17 protein-coding genes are annotated in these 17,004 nt (G+C 70.8%); 2 read left to right on the top strand and 15 right to left on the bottom strand.

What is annotated here, in order from left to right; translation table 11 throughout:
• The first annotated feature begins 41 nt into the window (after positions 1–41).
• On the top strand, positions 42–599 hold the full coding sequence (locus ABD998_RS00740) for a hypothetical protein (protein WP_345434918.1): 558 nt from the start codon (positions 42–44) through the stop codon (positions 597–599).
• 51 nt (positions 600–650) lie between these two features.
• On the opposite strand, the gene ABD998_RS00735 is transcribed toward ABD998_RS00740, so the two are convergent.
• The 11 genes from ABD998_RS00735 to ABD998_RS00685 form a co-directional block, all read right to left on the bottom strand.
• Positions 651–1,787: a hypothetical protein gene (locus tag ABD998_RS00735; protein ID WP_345434916.1), complete on the bottom strand. Its 1,137-nt coding sequence runs from the start codon at positions 1,785–1,787 to the stop codon at positions 651–653.
• Positions 1,787–4,489, bottom strand: coding sequence for an SGNH/GDSL hydrolase family protein (locus ABD998_RS00730; protein ID WP_345434914.1), 2,703 nt, complete (start codon positions 4,487–4,489; stop codon positions 1,787–1,789). Before ABD998_RS00730 ends, ABD998_RS00735 begins: the two co-directional genes overlap by 1 nt.
• 3 nt (positions 4,490–4,492) lie before the next feature.
• A complete protein-coding gene (locus ABD998_RS00725) occupies positions 4,493–4,810 on the bottom strand; it encodes a hypothetical protein (protein WP_345434912.1) in 318 nt (105 codons plus the stop codon).
• The gene (locus ABD998_RS00720) at positions 4,807–5,856 is read right to left on the bottom strand and encodes a collagen-like domain-containing protein (RefSeq protein WP_345434910.1); all 1,050 of its coding nucleotides are present in this window, start codon (positions 5,854–5,856) and stop codon (positions 4,807–4,809) included. The genes ABD998_RS00725 and ABD998_RS00720 overlap by 4 nt, the downstream gene beginning before the upstream one ends.
• A gap of 14 nt (positions 5,857–5,870) precedes the next feature.
• Positions 5,871–6,227, bottom strand: a complete 357-nt coding sequence (locus ABD998_RS00715; RefSeq protein ID WP_345434908.1) for a hypothetical protein — start codon at positions 6,225–6,227, stop codon at positions 5,871–5,873.
• Positions 6,217–6,342: a hypothetical protein gene (locus ABD998_RS00710; protein WP_345434906.1), complete on the bottom strand. Its 126-nt coding sequence runs from the start codon at positions 6,340–6,342 to the stop codon at positions 6,217–6,219. The genes ABD998_RS00715 and ABD998_RS00710 overlap by 11 nt, the downstream gene beginning before the upstream one ends.
• A gap of 2 nt (positions 6,343–6,344) precedes the next feature.
• Positions 6,345–7,121, bottom strand: a complete 777-nt coding sequence (locus tag ABD998_RS00705; RefSeq protein ID WP_345434904.1) for a M23 family metallopeptidase — start codon at positions 7,119–7,121, stop codon at positions 6,345–6,347.
• A 65-nt stretch (positions 7,122–7,186) separates the two neighbouring features.
• The gene (locus ABD998_RS00700) at positions 7,187–7,396 is read right to left on the bottom strand and encodes a hypothetical protein (protein WP_345434902.1); all 210 of its coding nucleotides are present in this window, start codon (positions 7,394–7,396) and stop codon (positions 7,187–7,189) included.
• A gap of 11 nt (positions 7,397–7,407) precedes the next feature.
• Positions 7,408–8,979 (bottom strand): Gp37-like protein, encoded by a 1,572-nt coding sequence (locus tag ABD998_RS00695; RefSeq protein ID WP_345434900.1) that lies wholly within the window; start codon positions 8,977–8,979, stop codon positions 7,408–7,410.
• Positions 8,976–9,833, bottom strand: a complete 858-nt coding sequence (locus ABD998_RS00690; RefSeq protein ID WP_345434898.1) for a hypothetical protein — start codon at positions 9,831–9,833, stop codon at positions 8,976–8,978. The genes ABD998_RS00695 and ABD998_RS00690 overlap by 4 nt, the downstream gene beginning before the upstream one ends.
• Positions 9,830–15,028 carry a phage tail tape measure protein gene (locus tag ABD998_RS00685; RefSeq protein WP_345434896.1) on the bottom strand — a complete coding sequence of 1,733 codons (5,199 nt, stop codon included), beginning with the start codon at positions 15,026–15,028 and terminating at the stop codon, positions 9,830–9,832. The genes ABD998_RS00690 and ABD998_RS00685 overlap by 4 nt, the downstream gene beginning before the upstream one ends.
• A 96-nt stretch (positions 15,029–15,124) precedes the next feature.
• Here ABD998_RS00685 and ABD998_RS00680 point away from each other — a divergent pair, with 96 nt between their 5' ends.
• Positions 15,125–15,319 carry a hypothetical protein gene (locus ABD998_RS00680; protein WP_345434894.1) on the top strand — a complete coding sequence of 65 codons (195 nt, stop codon included), beginning with the start codon at positions 15,125–15,127 and terminating at the stop codon, positions 15,317–15,319.
• Between the two features lie 3 nt (positions 15,320–15,322).
• Here the strand turns inward: ABD998_RS00680 and ABD998_RS00675 are convergent, their stop codons facing one another.
• The 4 genes from ABD998_RS00675 to ABD998_RS00660 form a co-directional block, all read right to left on the bottom strand.
• Positions 15,323–15,625: a hypothetical protein gene (locus tag ABD998_RS00675; RefSeq protein ID WP_345434892.1), complete on the bottom strand. Its 303-nt coding sequence runs from the start codon at positions 15,623–15,625 to the stop codon at positions 15,323–15,325.
• Between the two features lie 20 nt (positions 15,626–15,645).
• Complete coding sequence (locus ABD998_RS00670) at positions 15,646–16,104, bottom strand: hypothetical protein (RefSeq protein ID WP_345434891.1); 459 nt, start codon at positions 16,102–16,104, stop codon at positions 15,646–15,648.
• Between the two features lie 73 nt (positions 16,105–16,177).
• Complete coding sequence (locus tag ABD998_RS00665) at positions 16,178–16,687, bottom strand: phage tail tube protein (RefSeq protein ID WP_345434889.1); 510 nt, start codon at positions 16,685–16,687, stop codon at positions 16,178–16,180.
• 3 nt (positions 16,688–16,690) lie between these two features.
• On the bottom strand, positions 16,691–16,942 hold the full coding sequence (locus tag ABD998_RS00660) for a hypothetical protein (protein WP_345434887.1): 252 nt from the start codon (positions 16,940–16,942) through the stop codon (positions 16,691–16,693).
• Positions 16,943–17,004 lie beyond the last annotated feature (62 nt).

Raw genomic sequence — 17,004 nt, 5'->3', positions numbered from 1 at the left:
ACCAAGTTCACCGAGGGCTGATGGGCTTGTACTCTCTCGGCATGGACGTCAAGTTGTTGAGGCTCTTTCAACGGCAGGTCGCGGAGCAGTCTGCGATGTCGATGCACGGGTTCGCCATGGTCGACGCCGGACTGCGTCGCATCTACGCAAATCTGCACTCGTTCAAGATCGTCTCGAGTGAGCCAGTCTGGCTCGGTATGCATGTTGCTCTAGCCGGTGCGGGGAATGTCGCGAAGGCGCTGTGGGGCAGCGGCGGCAAGAAGTCCGCGAAACGGCTCGTGCTGCGAGAGTCACTCGGCGTGAAGGAGGACTCGCCGCTGCAAGACACGGACCTCCGCAATCACATCGAGCACTTCGATGAGCGCCTCGAGCGGTGGTGGGAGTCTGCCGAGCGCAACCACTTCGTCGACGGGTTCATCGGAGCCAAGGACCAGATGCAGGGAGCGAGTGGACAAGATCTCTTCCGCATGTACGACCCCGAGATCGCCACAGCATACTTCTGGGATGAGGCGTTCCCGCTGGCCGACGTCCAGAAGGAGGTCAGCCGCCTGCAGGTGCGAGCTCTAACGGAGTCACGCAAACGGGACGTGACCTTCTGACACGACGAAACCGCCCCCTCCCGGCCGTAGCCGAGAGGGGGCGGTGGTGTGTCAGGCCGCGAGACCGTAGCGGTTGCGGAGCCAGGCGAGGACGGCCTGCCGTGCTGTCGCGTCGTGGAACCGGGGGTAGACGAGCATGCGCCCGGTGAGCAGGTCGGCGTTCGCACCCGTGTCGCGCGTGCCGACGCGAAGCGGCTGCGTGCCGTCGAACGATGTCGCTGCGGTGCCGGATGCTCCGGCGTCCACGTTCGATGTGCGGAGCGAGATGCCTTGGCGTGTGTCGGACTGGCGCATCGCGACGCCGACGGCGTTCCAGCCTGCGACGGGGTCGATGCCTGCGACAGTTTCGAGCGCGACGCCGGAGGAGTTCTTGCGTCCGAGCGCTGGCCGCGTCCCGGCGGCGTTCCACATGAGGCGGTACGGGCCGATGGCCTCGTGGATGCCGGAGGTGCCCGACGGCGTGGGGTCGTTGAACACCGAGTAGATCGACACGTCCCCCGCGGGGAGCGCGGCGAGCGTCGCGCCTGCGGCGGGGTTCGAGACGTCGATGCGGGGCGCTCCGGCGACGCTCTCGAGCGTGTAGGGCCAGCCGGTCGATGCGCTCGCGCCTGCCGTCCCGTCCCACTTCCAGCCGGGCGTGCTGCCGTCGCAGTAGACGCCCGAGTACGTGCCGGGGACGATCATCGCGCGCGTGGCCTTCACGATGTCGCCGGGCTGGACGTTGTTCGCGGTGTTCGTCGAGCCGAGCAGGTTGATCTGCCCGAGCTGTGTGCGCCCGGCGACGACCGCGACCGTCGCGGACACCCACTGCCACCCGGCCACGAGGTTGAACGCCGACGACTTCGGGTACGACGACGTCGCCCCGTCGGGCGTGAGCATCTGCGGCTCCCAGCACAGATCCGTGAGCGCGCGCGAGGCGTACACCCAGCAGCCGATCGTGACCGTCGTGGCGCCCTCGAGCGAGATGCGGTTCGCGGCCTGCGTGCTGTTCACGTACAGGCGCAGCTGGCCGGCCGCGGTGACGTCGACGCGGAGGCAGGCCGAGCCCATCGGGCCCGTGCCTGCCTCCAGCGTGTTCGTGTTCCCCGTGGGCGTCTGCGAGCTCCACCGGCCCGTCGCCGACGTCGGGACCGGCTGCGGGTGCAGGTTCCGCACCGTGCGCAGCGCGGGCCGGAGACGGCGGACCATCAGAACCGCCCGCCGTACACGCCGAGCACCTCGGCGCCCGTCCACACGAGCTGCACGAGCATTCGCTGGTTCGCGGCCAGCGCGGCGGGCGCGACGCCGTCCTGCCAGACGATGCCCGCCGGCCACGTCACCGCGTAGACCGTCGCCCCCATCGAGAGCAGGACCTCCGCGACGACCGCCCGGTTCGCGGGCAGGCCCGCCGTGTCGAGCGAGAACGTGACCGCGGCCGTCACCGTGAGCCGCCGGAACGAGGGGAAGTGAGCGGCGGTGATCGCCGAAGCCCCGCCCACGTTCCCCGACGACACCGGCGTGACCGCGGACGCCGCGGCGGCCTCTGCGAGCGTCTTCGCGTCGCCCGCGGCCGACGCCGAGCCCGCCGCGGCCGTCGCGCTCCCGGCCGCCGCGGTCTGCGACCCCGACGCCGCGTCGGCCGCCGCCTCCGTGCTCACCAGCAGCTCCCGCGCGGCGACCAGGGCCGTCCCGTACGGGGACGTCGCGAGCAGCGGCGCGATCGCCGCGGCCACGGCCGTGTGTCCTCGCTCGTCGAAGTGCAGCCAGTCCGTGCCCGCCCAGTGCTCCGGCGCGAGCACGGCGGTGTCGGGCGTGAGGTTGTAGAACGACGGCACGGTCGCGGCGCCCGCCGACGCCCCCGTGTCGACGATGCTCGTCGTGCCGGGCGCGACGTCCCCGACCCACGTGTCCCACGCCAGCGACGAAGTCCCGCGATACACGCGGTACAGGATGGGCGCGGGCTCGCCGACGACGGGATCCCAGTGCAGTTCCTGCGTCTGCCCGGCGGTGAGCGCCTTCGACACCTCGAGGGCGGGCGCGGTCTGCCCGTTCGCGTTCAGCGCCGTCACCGTCCAGAAGTACGTGCCGGCAGCGAACGTGCCGCCCGTGCCCGTCGCGCCGAGCGCGAAGTTCGGGACGCGGTCGGCGTGTGGCGACGGCACTGCGGGCACGAGGCCGCGGCGGGACCGCTCCGGCGCGCGCAGCACGGCCGCCGGGTCCGCGACCTGCTCCAGGCCGTAGGGCAGCTTCGCGAGGAACGCGTCCCAGTCGCGGCGCACCGCCTCGCTGACGCCGCCCTGGTCACCTCGCGGCAGCGTCGTCGTCGCGACGATCCGCACGCGCGGCCAGCGCGCCCGCAGGTCGCCGACGAGCTCGGCGAAGTGCGCCTTCACGTCGGCGAGCGGCACGTCGTCGTTGAGGTCCGACGACGGCAGCGACGCGAGCACGACGATGTCGGGCTCGTAGTCGGAGCCGAGCGCGGCGAGCTTCGGGGAGTCGTCGACGAAGTGCGCCAGCCACGCACCCGACACGGCGAGCGACGACACGAGCGCGCCCGTCGCCATCATCAGCTTGTGAGGCCAGGACGACAGCTCGCCGCGCATCGGCACGCCGCCGCCGTTCGCGCCCTCGGCCTGGCTGTTCGACAGGACGAGCACCGTCGGCTGCGCGGTGCGCGCCTCGTACTCGATCGCGACGTCGAGGTACGAGCCGGGCGACTCGAACACGCCCACGGCGCCGAGCTGCGACACCGCGGCCGCAGGAGCGTCCACTGCCGTCCAGTGCGCGCCGACGCCCATCGCGAGCTTCGCGCCCGCCGGGGCGGTGAACCGCATCGAAGTGAGGAACGGCACTCCCCCGCGGATCTCGAAGTCGGCCGGGTCGATCCACGGCGACACGTACTCGGCGTCGCCGGCGAGCGACACCCCACCGAAGACCTGCACGGGCGTCGCCGCGAACTCCCCCGACATGCTCTCGGCGGCCGTGACCTTGTGCTCCCCGATCCACAGCTGGAGCCCGGTGAGCGTGCCGACGCCGTCGAGGTCGCGGAGGAAGTCACGGTTCCGCACGCGGACGCGGAACCGTTCGGCGCGGACGGGCAGCAGCTGCGCACGCCGCTCCGTGTAGGTCGTGGTCGTTGCGACGTCGATGAGCCCAGACGGGTGCGACGCCGGGTAGATCGCGCGGCGCAGGGGCGCGGTGTCGACGAGCGCGGCTGCAGCTTCTGCGCGCGCGGCATCGACGACGGCCGTGCCCGCCGCGGTGGTCGCCGCTCCGGCCGCGCCTGTGGCGTCCTCGGCCGCCGTCACTGCCTCCGCACGGGCGGAGAGCGTCGTTGCGCGCGCCGCCGTCGCGGTGTCCGCCGACGTCGTCGCCGTGCTCGCGGCCGCGGTCGCTGTCGTCGCGGCGGCGACCGCCGTCGCGCTCGCGTCCTCAGCGGCGACGCGGTCCTCAGACGACACGACCGTGACGACGCTCGCCTGCCCGCCGGCGGGGATGAAGTCAGCGAGGTCGATCTCTCCACCGTCCGGAACGTCGAACGTGGTCGTGGCGGGCGGGTTCGTGACGCCGTCGAAGCGGAACTTCGCCTCCCACTGGAAGTAGTCCGGCTCGCCCTCAGGCTGGAAGGAGGAGATCACAGACAGACCACGCTCCGCCGGGAGCGCGCCCTCTTCCGTGCCCGGCGGGTACAGCTCGCCGTCGATCACAGGGCACACGTACGGCTCGGCGATCGCGGTGCGCTTCGGGTTCGCCGTCGGCCACTTCGACACCGGCACAAGCGCGCGGATCGTGGCGGTGCCGTTCAGCGGGATCTCGTCGGGCGCGCTGCCGGGGTCGGTGCTGTCGGCGAGGTACCTGACGAACCTGCCGACGATGCGCCCGTATCGGACGACTCCAGGAACGTCAGCCATGCCTCAGCCCTCCTTGGTCTCGTGCACGACGATCGTCGGAGCGCTGCGCGGCGCGGAGCCGAGCCCGATGCGCTTGAGCCAGGCGTCGACGGCGGGGATCGCCATGACGCGCGCGAGCGCGGCGGACACGGCCGCGAGGGACGTGATCACACCGGCCGCCCAGGCGACCCAGCTCGCGGGCAGCACGTCGGCGATCGCGGCAAGCACCTGGGGCGCGACGGCGACGAAGATGCCGAGCACGGCGACGGCGCCCAGGATCACCTGGACGACGGTGCGCAGCACGCGCTGCACCTTGTCGGGGATGCTGGTCTGTTCGGTCATGGGGTCGTTCCTTCCGTGGGTGTGGGGTTGGGCTCGGCAGGCGGCGCGGCGATGCACTCGCCGGCGTCTGCGCTGGTGCCGTCGGTGTACGTGACGGTCCACCGTCGGGTGGCGGAGTCGCACATGAGCGATTGGATGCCGCGGCCGTCGGCGCCCGCGGGGCCTTGACCGCCCGGCTCGCCCTGCGGTCCGGCCGGGCCGGGTGCACCTGTGGCTCCCGTGGGGCCGGTCGCTCCGGGCTCGCCCTGCGGGCCGGGCTCGCCTCGTGGCCCTGCAGGGCCGGGCTCGCCGTCGACGCCGGGAGCGCCGTCTGTTCCGGGTGCACCGTCCTGGCCGGGAGCGCCCGTCGCACCGACAGGACCGAGGGGCCCGGGTTCGCCCTGCGGTCCCTGCGGGCCGGCGGGGCCGACGCACTCGCCCGTGTCCTCGCACATCCGCTGGAACAGGAGCAGCATCTGCTCGTCGGTCGGCGTCGCGCCATCCCGGCCGGGCTCGCCCTGAGCGCCGGGAGCGCCGGCTTCGCCGGCTGGACCGGTGGCACCGGTCGCGCCGGTCGCGCCGGTCGGGCCCTGCAGTCCCTGCAGTCCAGGGACACCCTCGGCGCCTGGAAGTCCTGGGAGGCCGGGCGCGCCGTCGTCGCCGTCCTCGCCCGCGCGCCCAGCCGCACCGTCCGCGCCCTGCAGGCCACGCTCGCCGCGCGGCCCCACCGGACCGGGGATACCCTGCGCTCCCTGCGGACCGGTCGCTCCGGGCGCGCCCTTGACGACGTCGGGCACCTCCGTCGCGGCATCCTCAGGGGCCTCTGCGGCGGGCTCCTCGCCCGTCTCCCGCAGGAACTCGTCGTACAGGGCCGTGTACTGCCGCACGACCTCGTCGTGCTGGTCCTGCACCGTCATCGCCTCGTCACGCCACATGTCGCGCGACCGGGTGAGATCCGCGATCCACACGCCGCCGGAGACGATCATCACGATCAGCAGCAGCACGCTCACCAGCCACTGGCGGCGCAGGTCGCGGCGCTTCGCGTCGAGCAGGTCTGTCGTGTCCATCAGAGTCCTTCCGGTCATCGCAGGGCCGCCGGCCACTCGGGCGGGGGCGGTTCGCGTCCGTCGGCAATGTGCTGGCGGAGCACGAGGATGTAGTCGTCGCGGATCCGCACCTCACGGCGCAGCTCGTCGAACTTCGACTCGAAGCGCCCCTCGAGCGCCACCCGGGCAGCGGTCTCGGCGGCGAGCGACTCCTGCAGCTGGTCGATCATCTGGTGCTCGAGCGATCCCCGCTTGGGGCGGAGCGCGAAGATGCCCGCGGTGACGGCGACGAGGATCGGGGCGACCCAACCTCCGAGCGTCTGGAACAGCTCTGGCATGGCCCACCCCGATCCCTCGTCGATCACCTGTGCGCAGGCGGGGTCATCCGTCACCCCCGAACGTGCGCGCGACGATGATCGACGCCCCCGCCACGCCCAGGCACCAGACGGTCAGGGCCGCGACCGCAGCGAGCATCGCCCGCCGGGCCACGGCCTGCCGGAGCACCATGGTCAGCTCCTGGGCGGGTAGACCGCGCGCAGGAGGTTCCACCCGGCCTGGTCGAGGTTGAAGAAGCTGTCGGGCTTCTTGAAGTCGGGCGCCGGGAGGAAGTAGTCGGGGTTCATCCGGTGGTTGAGCCGCTGGATGTCGATGAGCTTCTTCGCGTCCGCCTCGTTGAGGTCGACGGCGCGCGCGCCGGCGACGACGAAGATACGGCCGTCCTTCTGGTGCCGGTAGAAGCGGTGGTCGGTCGTGCTCATGGCGTCCTCCTCGGACTCTCTCGCGACGGAGGATCCGTCGGCGTTGGTGTTGGTGGGCGCGCCACTGTCCGCGGGCGCCGCGCTGCTCCCGCCGACGTGTGCGTACAGCCACGCCTTCGGGTCGATCTGGCCGTCATTGCGGGCGTGCCACTGGCCGGGCGTGATCTCGAGGTGCAGATGCACCTGGTAGGCGCCGGTCATGCCCTCCACGCCGATGCGGTCGCCGGCGAACACGCGGTCGCCGACGCGCAGCGACGACGAGCCGGTGACCAGGTGGAGGCTGCGCGAGAAGAACCCGTCGTGCTGGATCCACACCTGATAGCCGCCGCCCCAGCCGAAGCCGGCGCCCCATCCGACCGCGACGACGATGCCGTCAGCGATAGCGCGGACGATGCCGATGCCCCACATGTCGAGGCCGCGGTGGTACTTCGACGCGCCGGGCGCCGTGCTGTTGCGCTCACCGAAGTGCCCCTCGGCGGAGAAGTTCGGGGGGATGGTCTTTCCGTTGGGCCACAGGATCTTGCCCATGCGGCACCTCCTCTCGGGAACGACGAAGCCGCCCACGTGTCGCGGGCGGCTCCGAGTGGTTGGCGTCAGTCGGCGGGTGCCGGCTCGACGATGGGCGTCACGGTGAGCTGGTAGCGCTCGACGCGGTCGGTGGGACGGTCGTCCTCCCACTCCGTGAGGGTGAGCACGACGCTCTCGGGCGACTCGACGACGACGCGGATCTGCTTGCCCTCCACTTCGCCGTTGAAGCCGCCGTCGTAGGCGGACAGGATGATGCCGACGTCCTCGATTGCCATGGGATCTCCGATCAGGTCAGTGGCCAGTCGAAGCGGGCCTCGATGTAGTCGCCGGTCGCCCAGGCGAACGGGAGCGTCGCGGCGCACAGGCGGATCCGCGTGTACGTGGTGGAGGGGTCTTCCCAGCGCAGGAGCGCCTGCGTCTGCTGCACGCCGACGGTGAGCTTCGCTGAGCCCGACGTGACGCCGACGGACGAGTCGACCGCGCGCCCGCGCCCGTCCCAGAGGACATCCGTCGAGAGCCTCTCGATCGGCAGCGCCACCGCGATGTCGCCGTCGACGACCGACGTCGAGCCGAGCACCGCACGAACGCGCGCGTGCGCGTGTCCGCCGGAGACCCAGTACTCGCCGACGGCCGTACCGTTCCCGAGCGTCAGCCCGGTCGTGAACACCGGGGAGAACGGCTGCCGGACCGAGTCCGACAGCGCGGGGCGCTGCTCGAGCGCCTCGACCCGAGACGAGAGGTCGACGACGGCCGCGTTCGTCATGCCCTCCCAGTCGGTGCCGTCGGGGTTCCCGATCGTCGCCGAGACGTGCACGCCGTCGCCCGACACCGACACGATGAGCTCGTTCAGCACGGCGTCGCGCACGACGTCGCCCGTGACGACCGAGATCGTCCCGCCGAGCATCTCCGGCAGCAGGCCCGAGATGTCGTCTCGAGGAACGACGGAAAAGCCCGACTGCGCGGCGCCCGCCAGCAGCTGCTCGTTCGCGGCCGTCGTCGCGGTGACCAGGTCAGCCCCGGTCGACATGTACATGTCCTGCGGATCCCAGCCGTCCGTGATCGCGGCGTTGTTCAGGAGCTCGACGACGACGCCCTCGGTCTCGTTCACGATCGTCGTCACCGACGGCGCGTCGACCCGAGTGCGCTCCTCGGATAGCTGGCCGTTCTCCAGGTCCCACTTCGTGACCGCGCGGTAGTCGCCGCCCTCGACGATGCGGACATGGAGGTTCGTCCCCTGCCGCTCGATGCGCAGGATGAGGTTGGTGTCGGCGAGGAGCCGCTGGACCACCGTGAGCATGTTGGAGAAGCGCTCGTCGATCGATACCACCGGCCCACGGCCGGCCGTCGTTGCGAACGACAGACGCTCGCGGATCCCGACGCGCCGATACGGGAACGTGTACAGCTGGTTCCGGATCATCGTGAGCACCGCGGTCTCGGCGGGGATCCCCGAGTACTTGTACCTCTTGCCGGGCTGCTGCGCCGCTGCGCTCACGTCCGGCGACGGGTAGATGAGCCCGCCGTCGACGATCGACAGCTCGCTCTTGCCGGTGAAGGTCCACTCCCCCGCCGGGTTCTCGGAGGTGATCGTCTTCTCTCTACCGACGGTCGGGCCCTGGATGAACGGCCACACGTTCGAGGACGTGTGCATGACGACGAGGCGGGACCCTGGCTCGAGGAGCTTCGCCGTCGCGAGCACCGGGGTGCCGTCGGCGAGGTACTCCGGGAGCGTCATCTGCCAGGCCCCGACGGCGTTCTTCCGCGGTGCCCAGACGCTCCCAGGGAGCAGCATCGGGTCGACGTACGCGACGACCGTCAGCGTCTTGTCGAGCACCGCTACCGAGAAGTCGTCGATGTTCATCGGACCCCCCGCCAGCGCTCGATGATGCGGCACTGCCACAGCTGCGACCCGCCCGCGGAGTCGCGATTGATGTAGTAGCCCGCCTCAGCCCGCGCCGGCACCCACGGGAACCGAGACACGCCGTACGTGACCGACAGGATCTCCGCCGGCCGTTCCACGCGATCGGGCCCGAAGAACTGCCACCCGATGTTCGGCGTGTACGTGAGCTCGCGGTACGAGGACGACGGGCCGAGCGTGAAGGTCGATACGACCTGCCCGCCCGGGTTGTACAGCCGGTGGCCCCGCGAGGCGCCGGTCCCGACGCCGTCGGGCCACACGATCTGCACAGGCGCCCGCAGGTCACCCGCGTTCGCGACGAGCGTGCGGAAGTGCGTCGTGCCGCCCGCCTCCGCCTTCGTGTCGCCCACCCAGTAGCCCGTCGGCGCGACGAGGTCGATCTCGACCGTCACGGAGTTCGGGCCCTCCGCCGTGACGTAGAGGTTCTCCAGCCCGCCTTCCCACACGACGGACAGCACACGCGACGACGCCGGATCGGCGCCGTCGGCCGGGTACACCGCGATCAGCTCGGCGTCGGGCGCGTCGAGGATCCACGCGAGGTCGCTGAGCTTCCGCTCGACGTCGCGCCGAGACGTCCCGGTGACCTCGACAGGCAGCACGATCTCCTGCGACGACAGCCGCGACGACTTCAGCACCTTCCCGCCCGCCGGCGACTCCGCCCAGGTCCGCAGGACCGGGGCGAACCCCAGGCCCTGCGGATCCGAAGCGAACTTGTACGCCGACGAGAGTCCCGTCGTCTCGAGGATGATGCCCGTGACGTTCCGGGTGTTGCTCCTCAGGATGAACTCGACCGTCATCGACGTGTTCCCTTCTTCCGGTTCTTCGCGTCGATCACACGCACGGCACGCCGCGCCTGCGACGTCGCCGACTCATCCGGGCGCGCGACGAGCGCGACCGTGGTCGTCGACCGATCGATGTACGTCGCGCCGGGTTCAGCGCGACCGACGCCGCGGTACTCCCGCGCCGTGGGCACGAGGGTGCGCGTCGCGCGTCCCCCGTTCGCGAGCCGGGCAACCTGCCCGGACCGCATCGCCGCACGCCACTCATCGACGGCATCGTGACCGCCCATGGCACGCACGACCTCCGTCTCGAGCACGTGCTCGTCGTTCGACAGCCACGCCGCGACCTTGTCGTCCTTCGGACCACCCGGCCCCAGCACACGGCCACCGCCAGCGCGCTTCTGCGCCTCAGCACCCCACGGGTTCCCGAGGCCCTTCGAGATCGCCTCGATCACCCGGTTCGTCTCCTCGCGGAGCTTCGCGGTGATCGCCTCGCGGTCCTTCTTCGCCGCCGCGATCTCCTCCTCGGAACGCTTCTTCGCGGCCTCGCGCAGGGCCTTCCCCTGTGCCTTGGCCTCGTCGACCTCGTCTTTGGACTTCCTCGCCGCGGCGTCGCGGATCGCGCGCCCCTGGGCCTTCGCGGCGTCGATCTCCTCCTTCGACTTCTTCGCCGCCGCGTCCCGGATCGCCTTCCCCTGCGTCTTCGCTTCCGCGATCTGCTCACGGTTGATGCGCGACGCCTGGTCCCGCAGAGCCTTGCCCTGCGCCTTCGCCTCAGCGACCTCCTGGCGGCCGATCTTCGCGGCCTCCTGGCGGATCTCCTTCGCGCGCTGGTTCGCGGCCTGGATGGCCTGCCGTGCCCGCTTCTCTGCCGCCGAGATCTCCGCCTTCGACGCCTTCTCCGCCGCGCGCAGCTGCTTCTCCGTCGCCGCGATGATCGCCTTGTAGTTCGCGTCCGCCGCGGTCTCACCCGCCGCGTCCGAGAACTTCCCGATCTGTGCGTACGAGGAGTTGATCGCCTTGATCTCGCCCGCCGTCGCCGTGAGCAGCGCATCCACGATGGGCGTGCCGTTCTCAACCCCGAGCGACGCGATCTCCGCCAGCAACGCCGGCGCGATCCCCTTCTTCGCCAGCCGGGAGAGCTTCGACGAGAACGCCTTGATCCCCGCCGCTGCCTTCGCGAACTGGCCCTTGATCGACTTCGACGTGACCGGTGTCTCCGTCGTGACCTCGCGCGTCTGCGCGGTGTTCAGCGTGAAGCCGCCCACCGTCTGCGTCGCCCGCTCCGTCACCGTCTTCGTCGTCGACGTCGCCTGCCCCATGGCGCCGAGGTTGTAGAACCCCCGCACCGCGTTCGAGATCGACGACGCCATCTGCTGCGACGCCGATCGCAGCTCATCGAGCTTGCCCGTGATGACGTCGAGCCGAGCCGCCCACTTGTCCGTGACCTTCTGCACCGACTTCGACGCCGCGGCCGTCGCCTTCTCGATGACCGCCGCGGCCGACTTCTCGGCCTTCTCGTTCCGGCTCTTCTGGCGCTTCTCCGCGGCGTCCAGCAGCGCATCGGCCTTCGCCTGCGCCGCCTTCGAGCGCTTCTCCGCGCGTGCCTCGGCCTCGTCCAGCAGCTTGTCCGACCGCGCCTGCGCACCCTTGGTCCGCTTCTCCGCACGGTCCTCGGCGTCGTCGAGGAGCTTGTCCGACTTCGCCTGCGCCTTCTTCGCCCGCGTGTCCGCGCGCTCCTGCGCCGTGTCGAGCAGCTTGTCCGACTTCTCCTGCGCGGCGCGCTCCCGCTCCTGCGCACGATCCTGCGCGGCCGCGAGCGCGTCGTCGGCCTTCTCCGCGGCGGCCTCGAGCCGCCTGAACACCTCCTCCGACGCGTCCGCCCGCCGGTTCATCTCCGCGCCCGTGCGCCCGCCGGTATCGGCCGCGGCGTCGCGCAGCTGGTTCACCAGCCCACGGCCGCCGCCGCTGATACCCGCCTGCTGCGGGTCGCCCCACCGCAGGGATTCGTACCAGTCGGTCTGCTCGGACACGAGCCGGTCCTTCGCCGACGCGAGCTCCTGCTCGAGCGACTTCCGCTCCTGCTCGGCGTCCTGCCAGCGCTTCTTCCAGCCGTCCGCGCGCTCCTGCATCCAGTCCGCGTCCGGGTGCGCGTCGGCCTGGCCCTGCGACGTCATCCACTGTCGCCACTGGTCGTACTCGTGCTGCACGGCACGGTCGTACGCCTTCTGCGTGTTGAGAATCCCGCCGTCGGCGAACGCGCGCGCATCCTCCGGGAAGTACGCCGTCCCGCCGAGGCGGAACGCGGCTTCCTTCGTGATCTCGCGGTTGCGCTGCTCCTGCCCGCGCTTGCCGGAGATGAACGCCTCCCAGCGCGTCTCCTGCTCGGCGAACTTGTAGATCGCCTGCGGCCGGCCGGCGTACACGCCGGTCGGCAGGCCCTTCATCGGGAGGCCACCGTTCGCGAACGCCTGGCCCTCCATGAAGCCGGGGAGCATGCCGTTCGCACCCTGATAGCCGATCGACCCGCCGAAGCTGCCAGGCGGCGTCACCGGGTCGTTGAACCGATACATGACGTCGATGTAGACCTGGCGGTCGTAATCGATCGAGTTGATCGCGGCCTGCACCTGGTCGACGCCGGAGGACGTGACCGTGACCGTCCCGTCGGGGAGGTGCTCGACGTTGAAGCCGAGATCCTTCATCCGCTGGATGACGGCGGCCGTGGTCGGGTCGTCGACGATGGTCGTCGTGTGCCCCGGGACGGACGCGAGAGTCGAGATCAGCTCAAGCGCTCGACGATCCGTGTCCGTGATCGTCTGCCCGTCCTCGAGCCTCGTCTCGACGACGGCCGGCACCTGGTCGAACCGGGTGATGACCTCGCCCGTCGCGTCCTGGATGAGCCCCAGCCCGTAGACGACGTCCTCGGCCGCGCCGAGGTTCTCGTCCGCCCACTGCGCAGCAGCCTCGCGCGACTCGAAGTACGGCTGGATGGTGTCCAGCACGGCCTCACGGCTACGCAGGTAGGCGTCGGTCGCGGCGTCCGCGCCTTCGCCGTTCGCGATCATCGCCTCGGCGGCGTCGCGGTGAGAGGTCTCGACCTCACGCAGCGAGTCGCGGAGCTTGATCGAGGCGTCGTTCGTGCCGTCGAGCGTGACGCCCTCGGCCTTCGCCGCCTCCGTGAGGGCGTTCAGCGCGCTCTGCGCGGCGTCCTTCGCGTCGCCCATCTCGAGCGCCGAAGCGGCGATCGCGTCGAGCGCGTCCTTGTACGCCTGCAGCTGCTCCTCGCCAGCCTCGGCCGCCGCGTTCACGGCCTCCATACCCTCCGACGCTTCGTCGGAGGCGGGCTTGATCTCGCCCATGGCGATGGAAAGCAGCGTTGCCGCGTCACCCTCGATGCCGAGCTCGTCCGCGATCGCGATCAGCTGGTCACGGAACGGACCCGAGTTCTCGATGATGACCGACATCTGCTCGTCGGTGAGGTCGTACGCCTCCCGCAGCTTCGCGAGCGATCCGACGGCGTCGTCGAGCGGCATGCTCGACAGCGCCTCGCCGAGGTTGTCGAGCGCGTCACGCAGCGCGTCCGTCGGCTCGACGTTGCCATCGACCCAGTCGTAGAACTGGCTGAGCACGAAGCCGCGTGTGTCCCACGTCGTGGCGAGGTTGTCGAGCATGTCCCCGAGCGCGGAGGCCTCCTCGGTCACCTTGGAGAAGATGCTCTCCCCGGTGTCCATGCCGTTGCCCGAGATGCCCTGCGTGAGCGTGCGCAGCGTCTCCTCGATGCCGGCAGTCTTGAGCGCGTTCGCGAGTTCGACGGTCGTCGCCTCGGTCCCAGCGAGGCTGTCCTGGAGCGTGTCGAGTGCCGTCGCGCTCGCGATGACGATCGCGGCGACGCCGAGACCCTTCATCGCCGCGCCCACGATCCGGCTCGTGCGCTGCGCGACAGGCCCGAGCTCCTCGATCGCGAGCTTGTACTCGACGATCTTCGGAGCGCCCGTGAGGAACAGGCCGGCCGCGGTGGCCGCCGCGGCGCCGACGCCGCCGATAAGGCCGATCGCCTGCTGCGCCCATGCGGGGAGCTCGTTGAACTTGTCGACGAGTTCCGTCGCGGACTGCGTCAGGAACCGCAGCGGCCCGTCCGCGCCCTCGCCCATCGAGATGAGAGCGGTGTCGAGCGCTCCCGTGAAGCCCTCCCAGTCGCCCTTGAGGTTGTCGAGCCGCATCGCGGCCGTCTCCGCGGCGAAGCCCTGGTCGTCGACGGCGGCCGTCCACTCCTGGATGCCCTCGGCGCCCTCGCTGTAGAGAACCGACGCGGCGCGCACGGCGTCGCTGCCGAAGATCGTCTTCAGCGTGGCGTTCTGCTGCTCGACGGAGAGGTCCGAGAGCCCGGCCTTGAGCTTGCCGGCGTACTCGGCGAGGCCGACGAAGTTGCCCTGCGCGTCGTACGCGGACAGGTTGTACCTGTCCATGAGCTCGGCGGCCTCGCGCGACGACGGGTTGAGCGACTGCAGCATGGACTTGAACGAGGTGCCCGCGTCGGAGCCGAGCAGGCCCTGCTGCGCGAACGCCGCGAGACCGGCCGTGGTCTCCTCGATGCTGAGCCCAGTCTGGTTCGCGACGAGGCCCGCCTGGTTGAGAGCCTGAGCCATGTCGGTCACGTCGCCCATGGCCTTGCCCGCGCCGGCGGCGAGGAGGTCGGCGACGTGGCTCATGTCAGAGCCCTGCAGGTTGAACGTCTGGATCGCGGTGGCCGCGATGCCCGCGGCGTCCGCGACGCCGAGCCCGCCCGCCGCGGCGAGGTCGAGGGCGCCGTTCAGGCCGCCGCCGAGGATGTCCTTCGTCGAGACGCCCGCCTTCGCGAGCTCCTCGATGGCGTTCGCGGCTTCGGTGGCGGAGAACACCGTGCGGGCGCCGGCGTCCAGCGCGGCCTCCCGCAGCGCGTTCATGCTGTCGGCGGTCTCGTGCGTGGCCGCCTGCACGTACGACATGGCCTGGTCGAACTCGGCGTACTTCGCGATCGCGATCGCCATGCCGGCGGCCATCGTGGTGCCCATGCCGAGCGCGTAGCGGCCGACCGTCTCGAACGCCTGTCGCTTCTGAGCGAGCTTCTCCGCCTCCGTGCCGGTCTCGCGCGTGGCCTGCGCGGCTCGCTTCATCCCGGCTTCGTACTCGGCGACCTGCGCGGAGAGGCGGACCCTGACGACACGCTCGGACATGGCGGGCTCCTTTCACGCCGAAGGCCCCCGGTGTCGGGGGCCTTCGGAGAGGGGGCAGGCTCGGCGTGCGCGCCGAGCAGTGGATAGAGTCGGCGTGTGAAGACGACGAACTGGTGGCTGGTCGGTGGCAGCGCCGCGCTCGTGCTCGGGCTGATCAGCATCTCGATCCGCGCGGAGCACGGGCATGAGCACCCGCTCGCTGGCTTCGGCGACGTCGCGCTTCTCGCTGCGTTCGTGCTCCTCGGCACCGGTCTGGTGCTGTGGATCAGGGACCGCCGCGAACGCCGCTGACGGCTACTGCTCGTCGGGAAGTTCGACCGACCACAGGTACGAGTCCATGTCGAAGTCGGGGTACTTCTCCCGGTAGTCCTTCTGCGCCCGGTTGAGCGCCGTCTGGGCGTAGTCCTCCGTCGGCGCGGGCACGACCCACCGGCCGCGCGTCGTCGGGTCCGTGGCGAGCGTCAGCGGGTGCCCGTGCGAGCCGCGCGGCTCGCGCTCAGCGCGCCGGGACTCGAGCAGCAGCTCGACGTCGCCCGGCCGGAAGCGGGACTGGCTGACGGTCACGCTCAGCACCGCCCCGGTGCCGTCGACGGTCACCGCCGCCGGCGTCCACCCGTTCAGCTCTCGGACGGTGACTCCGAGCTCTCGCGCGAGCTCGGCTTCTTCGAGGTCTCGCGCGCTCGGACTTTTCCCTGCAGGCGCTCCTGCTGGTCGTACTCGTTCTTCCCCCACACGGCGAACTCGAGGTTCTCGAGGTCGGGGCCATCGAGCGCACCAGCGATCTCACTCCAGCGCGGGCTGGCGTCGATCTCGGTGCCGTCCTCGAGGATGAGCGCGACGTGGGGGTACGCCTTCGTCACGGCGGTGACGTTGTAGTTCCGGCGGGCGTCGATCAGCGCGCCGGCGCGAGGCGGGTGCTTGGCGATCAGGTCGCGCCAGGCGTCGCCGGGGAGCTTGTGGATGCGGGCGGTCACGAGCTTCTCGCCGACCAGGATGGGCTGGTCGACGTAGTTCGGCTCCGCGACGTAGGCGCGCGCGTGCTCGACGAGCTCGTCGAGAGTCATGTCGGAGGTCATGGTCACCTTCCCGGGTGATGCGGTACGGACGGAGAAGGGGCGGGACCGCGAACGGTCCCGCCCCGGGGATGGATCAGGCCGCGACCGCGACCTCGCGACGGACGATGCCCGTCACGTTGGCCTTCACGATCTTCGCGAGCTCGCCGTTCGCCGTCGGCGGGACATCGCGCGACGTGCCGAGCTTCACGGGCAGGATCGCGTTGATCTTGTCCGTCGCGACGAACACGTGCCCGTTCTCGTAGCCGAGGACGTGGACGATGAAGCCCGTCGCGCCCTTCACGCCGAGCGCGAGCTCCGCGACCGTCGGGGTCGTGCGGTTGTACACGTACGTGATCTCGAGCGTGTCGGTCGCGACGCCCTCGTCCTCGAGCGCCTGCGCCAGCGTGTAGCGCGACTTCGTGACGACAGCGAACGTCGTGCCGTGCTGGAAGCCGTCGCCGGTGATGCCGTAAGTCAGCTTCTTCACACCGGCGGCGTTGAGCTCCGCCGGGGTCGGGGCGAGCGGGTTCGCGATGGCCGGCACCCACAGGACGATGCCGTTGCCGTCGCTGACCGTGCCGTTCTGGACCGCCTCTTCGGCCATGGGTTACTCCTTCGAGTCGGCGGCCTTGCGACCGCGAGAGGTGGAGCCGTAGGCGGTCGCCTCGGCTGCAGCAGCGGACTCGTCCGCGGCGGCGTCCTCCGCCTTGTCGGCGGTGACGTACTTGATCGGGCGCGGCTCGTCGACGGGCTTCTTGTCGACCACCTCGTAGTCGTCGGGGAAGCGCTCGACGAGCCCCTGCGGGGCGTCGAACTCGTGCTTGGCGCCGCTCGTCGAGCGGACTCGGATGAAAGACATGCCGTCTCCTTCGGGCATGAGAAAGGCCCGCCCCCGGAACGGGATGCGGGCCTTCGATGGAT

The sequence above is a fragment of the Microbacterium gilvum genome (genome assembly GCF_039543865.1).
Classification (GTDB): domain Bacteria; phylum Actinomycetota; class Actinomycetes; order Actinomycetales; family Microbacteriaceae; genus Microbacterium; species Microbacterium gilvum.
The sequence above is the reverse complement of the archived record's forward strand: the minus strand, read 5'-3'. Positions and strand labels throughout refer to the sequence as shown.

What these genes read in the sequence shown, in the direction of transcription:
- ABD998_RS00725 (WP_345434912.1), bottom strand. Translation starts at nt 4,810, where the DNA reads ATGACCGAACAGACCAGCATCCCCGACAAGGTGCAGCGCGTGCTGCGC.
- ABD998_RS00665 (WP_345434889.1), bottom strand. Translation starts at nt 16,687, where the DNA reads ATGGCCGAAGAGGCGGTCCAGAACGGCACGGTCAGCGACGGCAACGGC.
- ABD998_RS00730 (WP_345434914.1), bottom strand. Translation starts at nt 4,489, where the DNA reads ATGGCTGACGTTCCTGGAGTCGTCCGATACGGGCGCATCGTCGGCAGG.
- ABD998_RS00670 (WP_345434891.1), bottom strand. Translation starts at nt 16,104, where the DNA reads ATGACCTCCGACATGACTCTCGACGAGCTCGTCGAGCACGCGCGCGCC.
- ABD998_RS00705 (WP_345434904.1), bottom strand. Translation starts at nt 7,121, where the DNA reads ATGGGCAAGATCCTGTGGCCCAACGGAAAGACCATCCCCCCGAACTTC.
- ABD998_RS00690 (WP_345434898.1), bottom strand. Translation starts at nt 9,833, where the DNA reads ATGACGGTCGAGTTCATCCTGAGGAGCAACACCCGGAACGTCACGGGC.
- ABD998_RS00700 (WP_345434902.1), bottom strand. Translation starts at nt 7,396, where the DNA reads ATGGCAATCGAGGACGTCGGCATCATCCTGTCCGCCTACGACGGCGGC.
- ABD998_RS00710 (WP_345434906.1), bottom strand. Translation starts at nt 6,342, where the DNA reads ATGGTGCTCCGGCAGGCCGTGGCCCGGCGGGCGATGCTCGCTGCGGTC.
- ABD998_RS00695 (WP_345434900.1), bottom strand. Translation starts at nt 8,979, where the DNA reads ATGAACATCGACGACTTCTCGGTAGCGGTGCTCGACAAGACGCTGACG.
- ABD998_RS00660 (WP_345434887.1), bottom strand. Translation starts at nt 16,942, where the DNA reads ATGTCTTTCATCCGAGTCCGCTCGACGAGCGGCGCCAAGCACGAGTTC.
- ABD998_RS00740 (WP_345434918.1), top strand. Translation starts at nt 42, where the DNA reads ATGGACGTCAAGTTGTTGAGGCTCTTTCAACGGCAGGTCGCGGAGCAG.
- ABD998_RS00685 (WP_345434896.1), bottom strand. Translation starts at nt 15,028, where the DNA reads ATGTCCGAGCGTGTCGTCAGGGTCCGCCTCTCCGCGCAGGTCGCCGAG.
- ABD998_RS00720 (WP_345434910.1), bottom strand. Translation starts at nt 5,856, where the DNA reads ATGGACACGACAGACCTGCTCGACGCGAAGCGCCGCGACCTGCGCCGC.
- ABD998_RS00735 (WP_345434916.1), bottom strand. Translation starts at nt 1,787, where the DNA reads ATGGTCCGCCGTCTCCGGCCCGCGCTGCGCACGGTGCGGAACCTGCAC.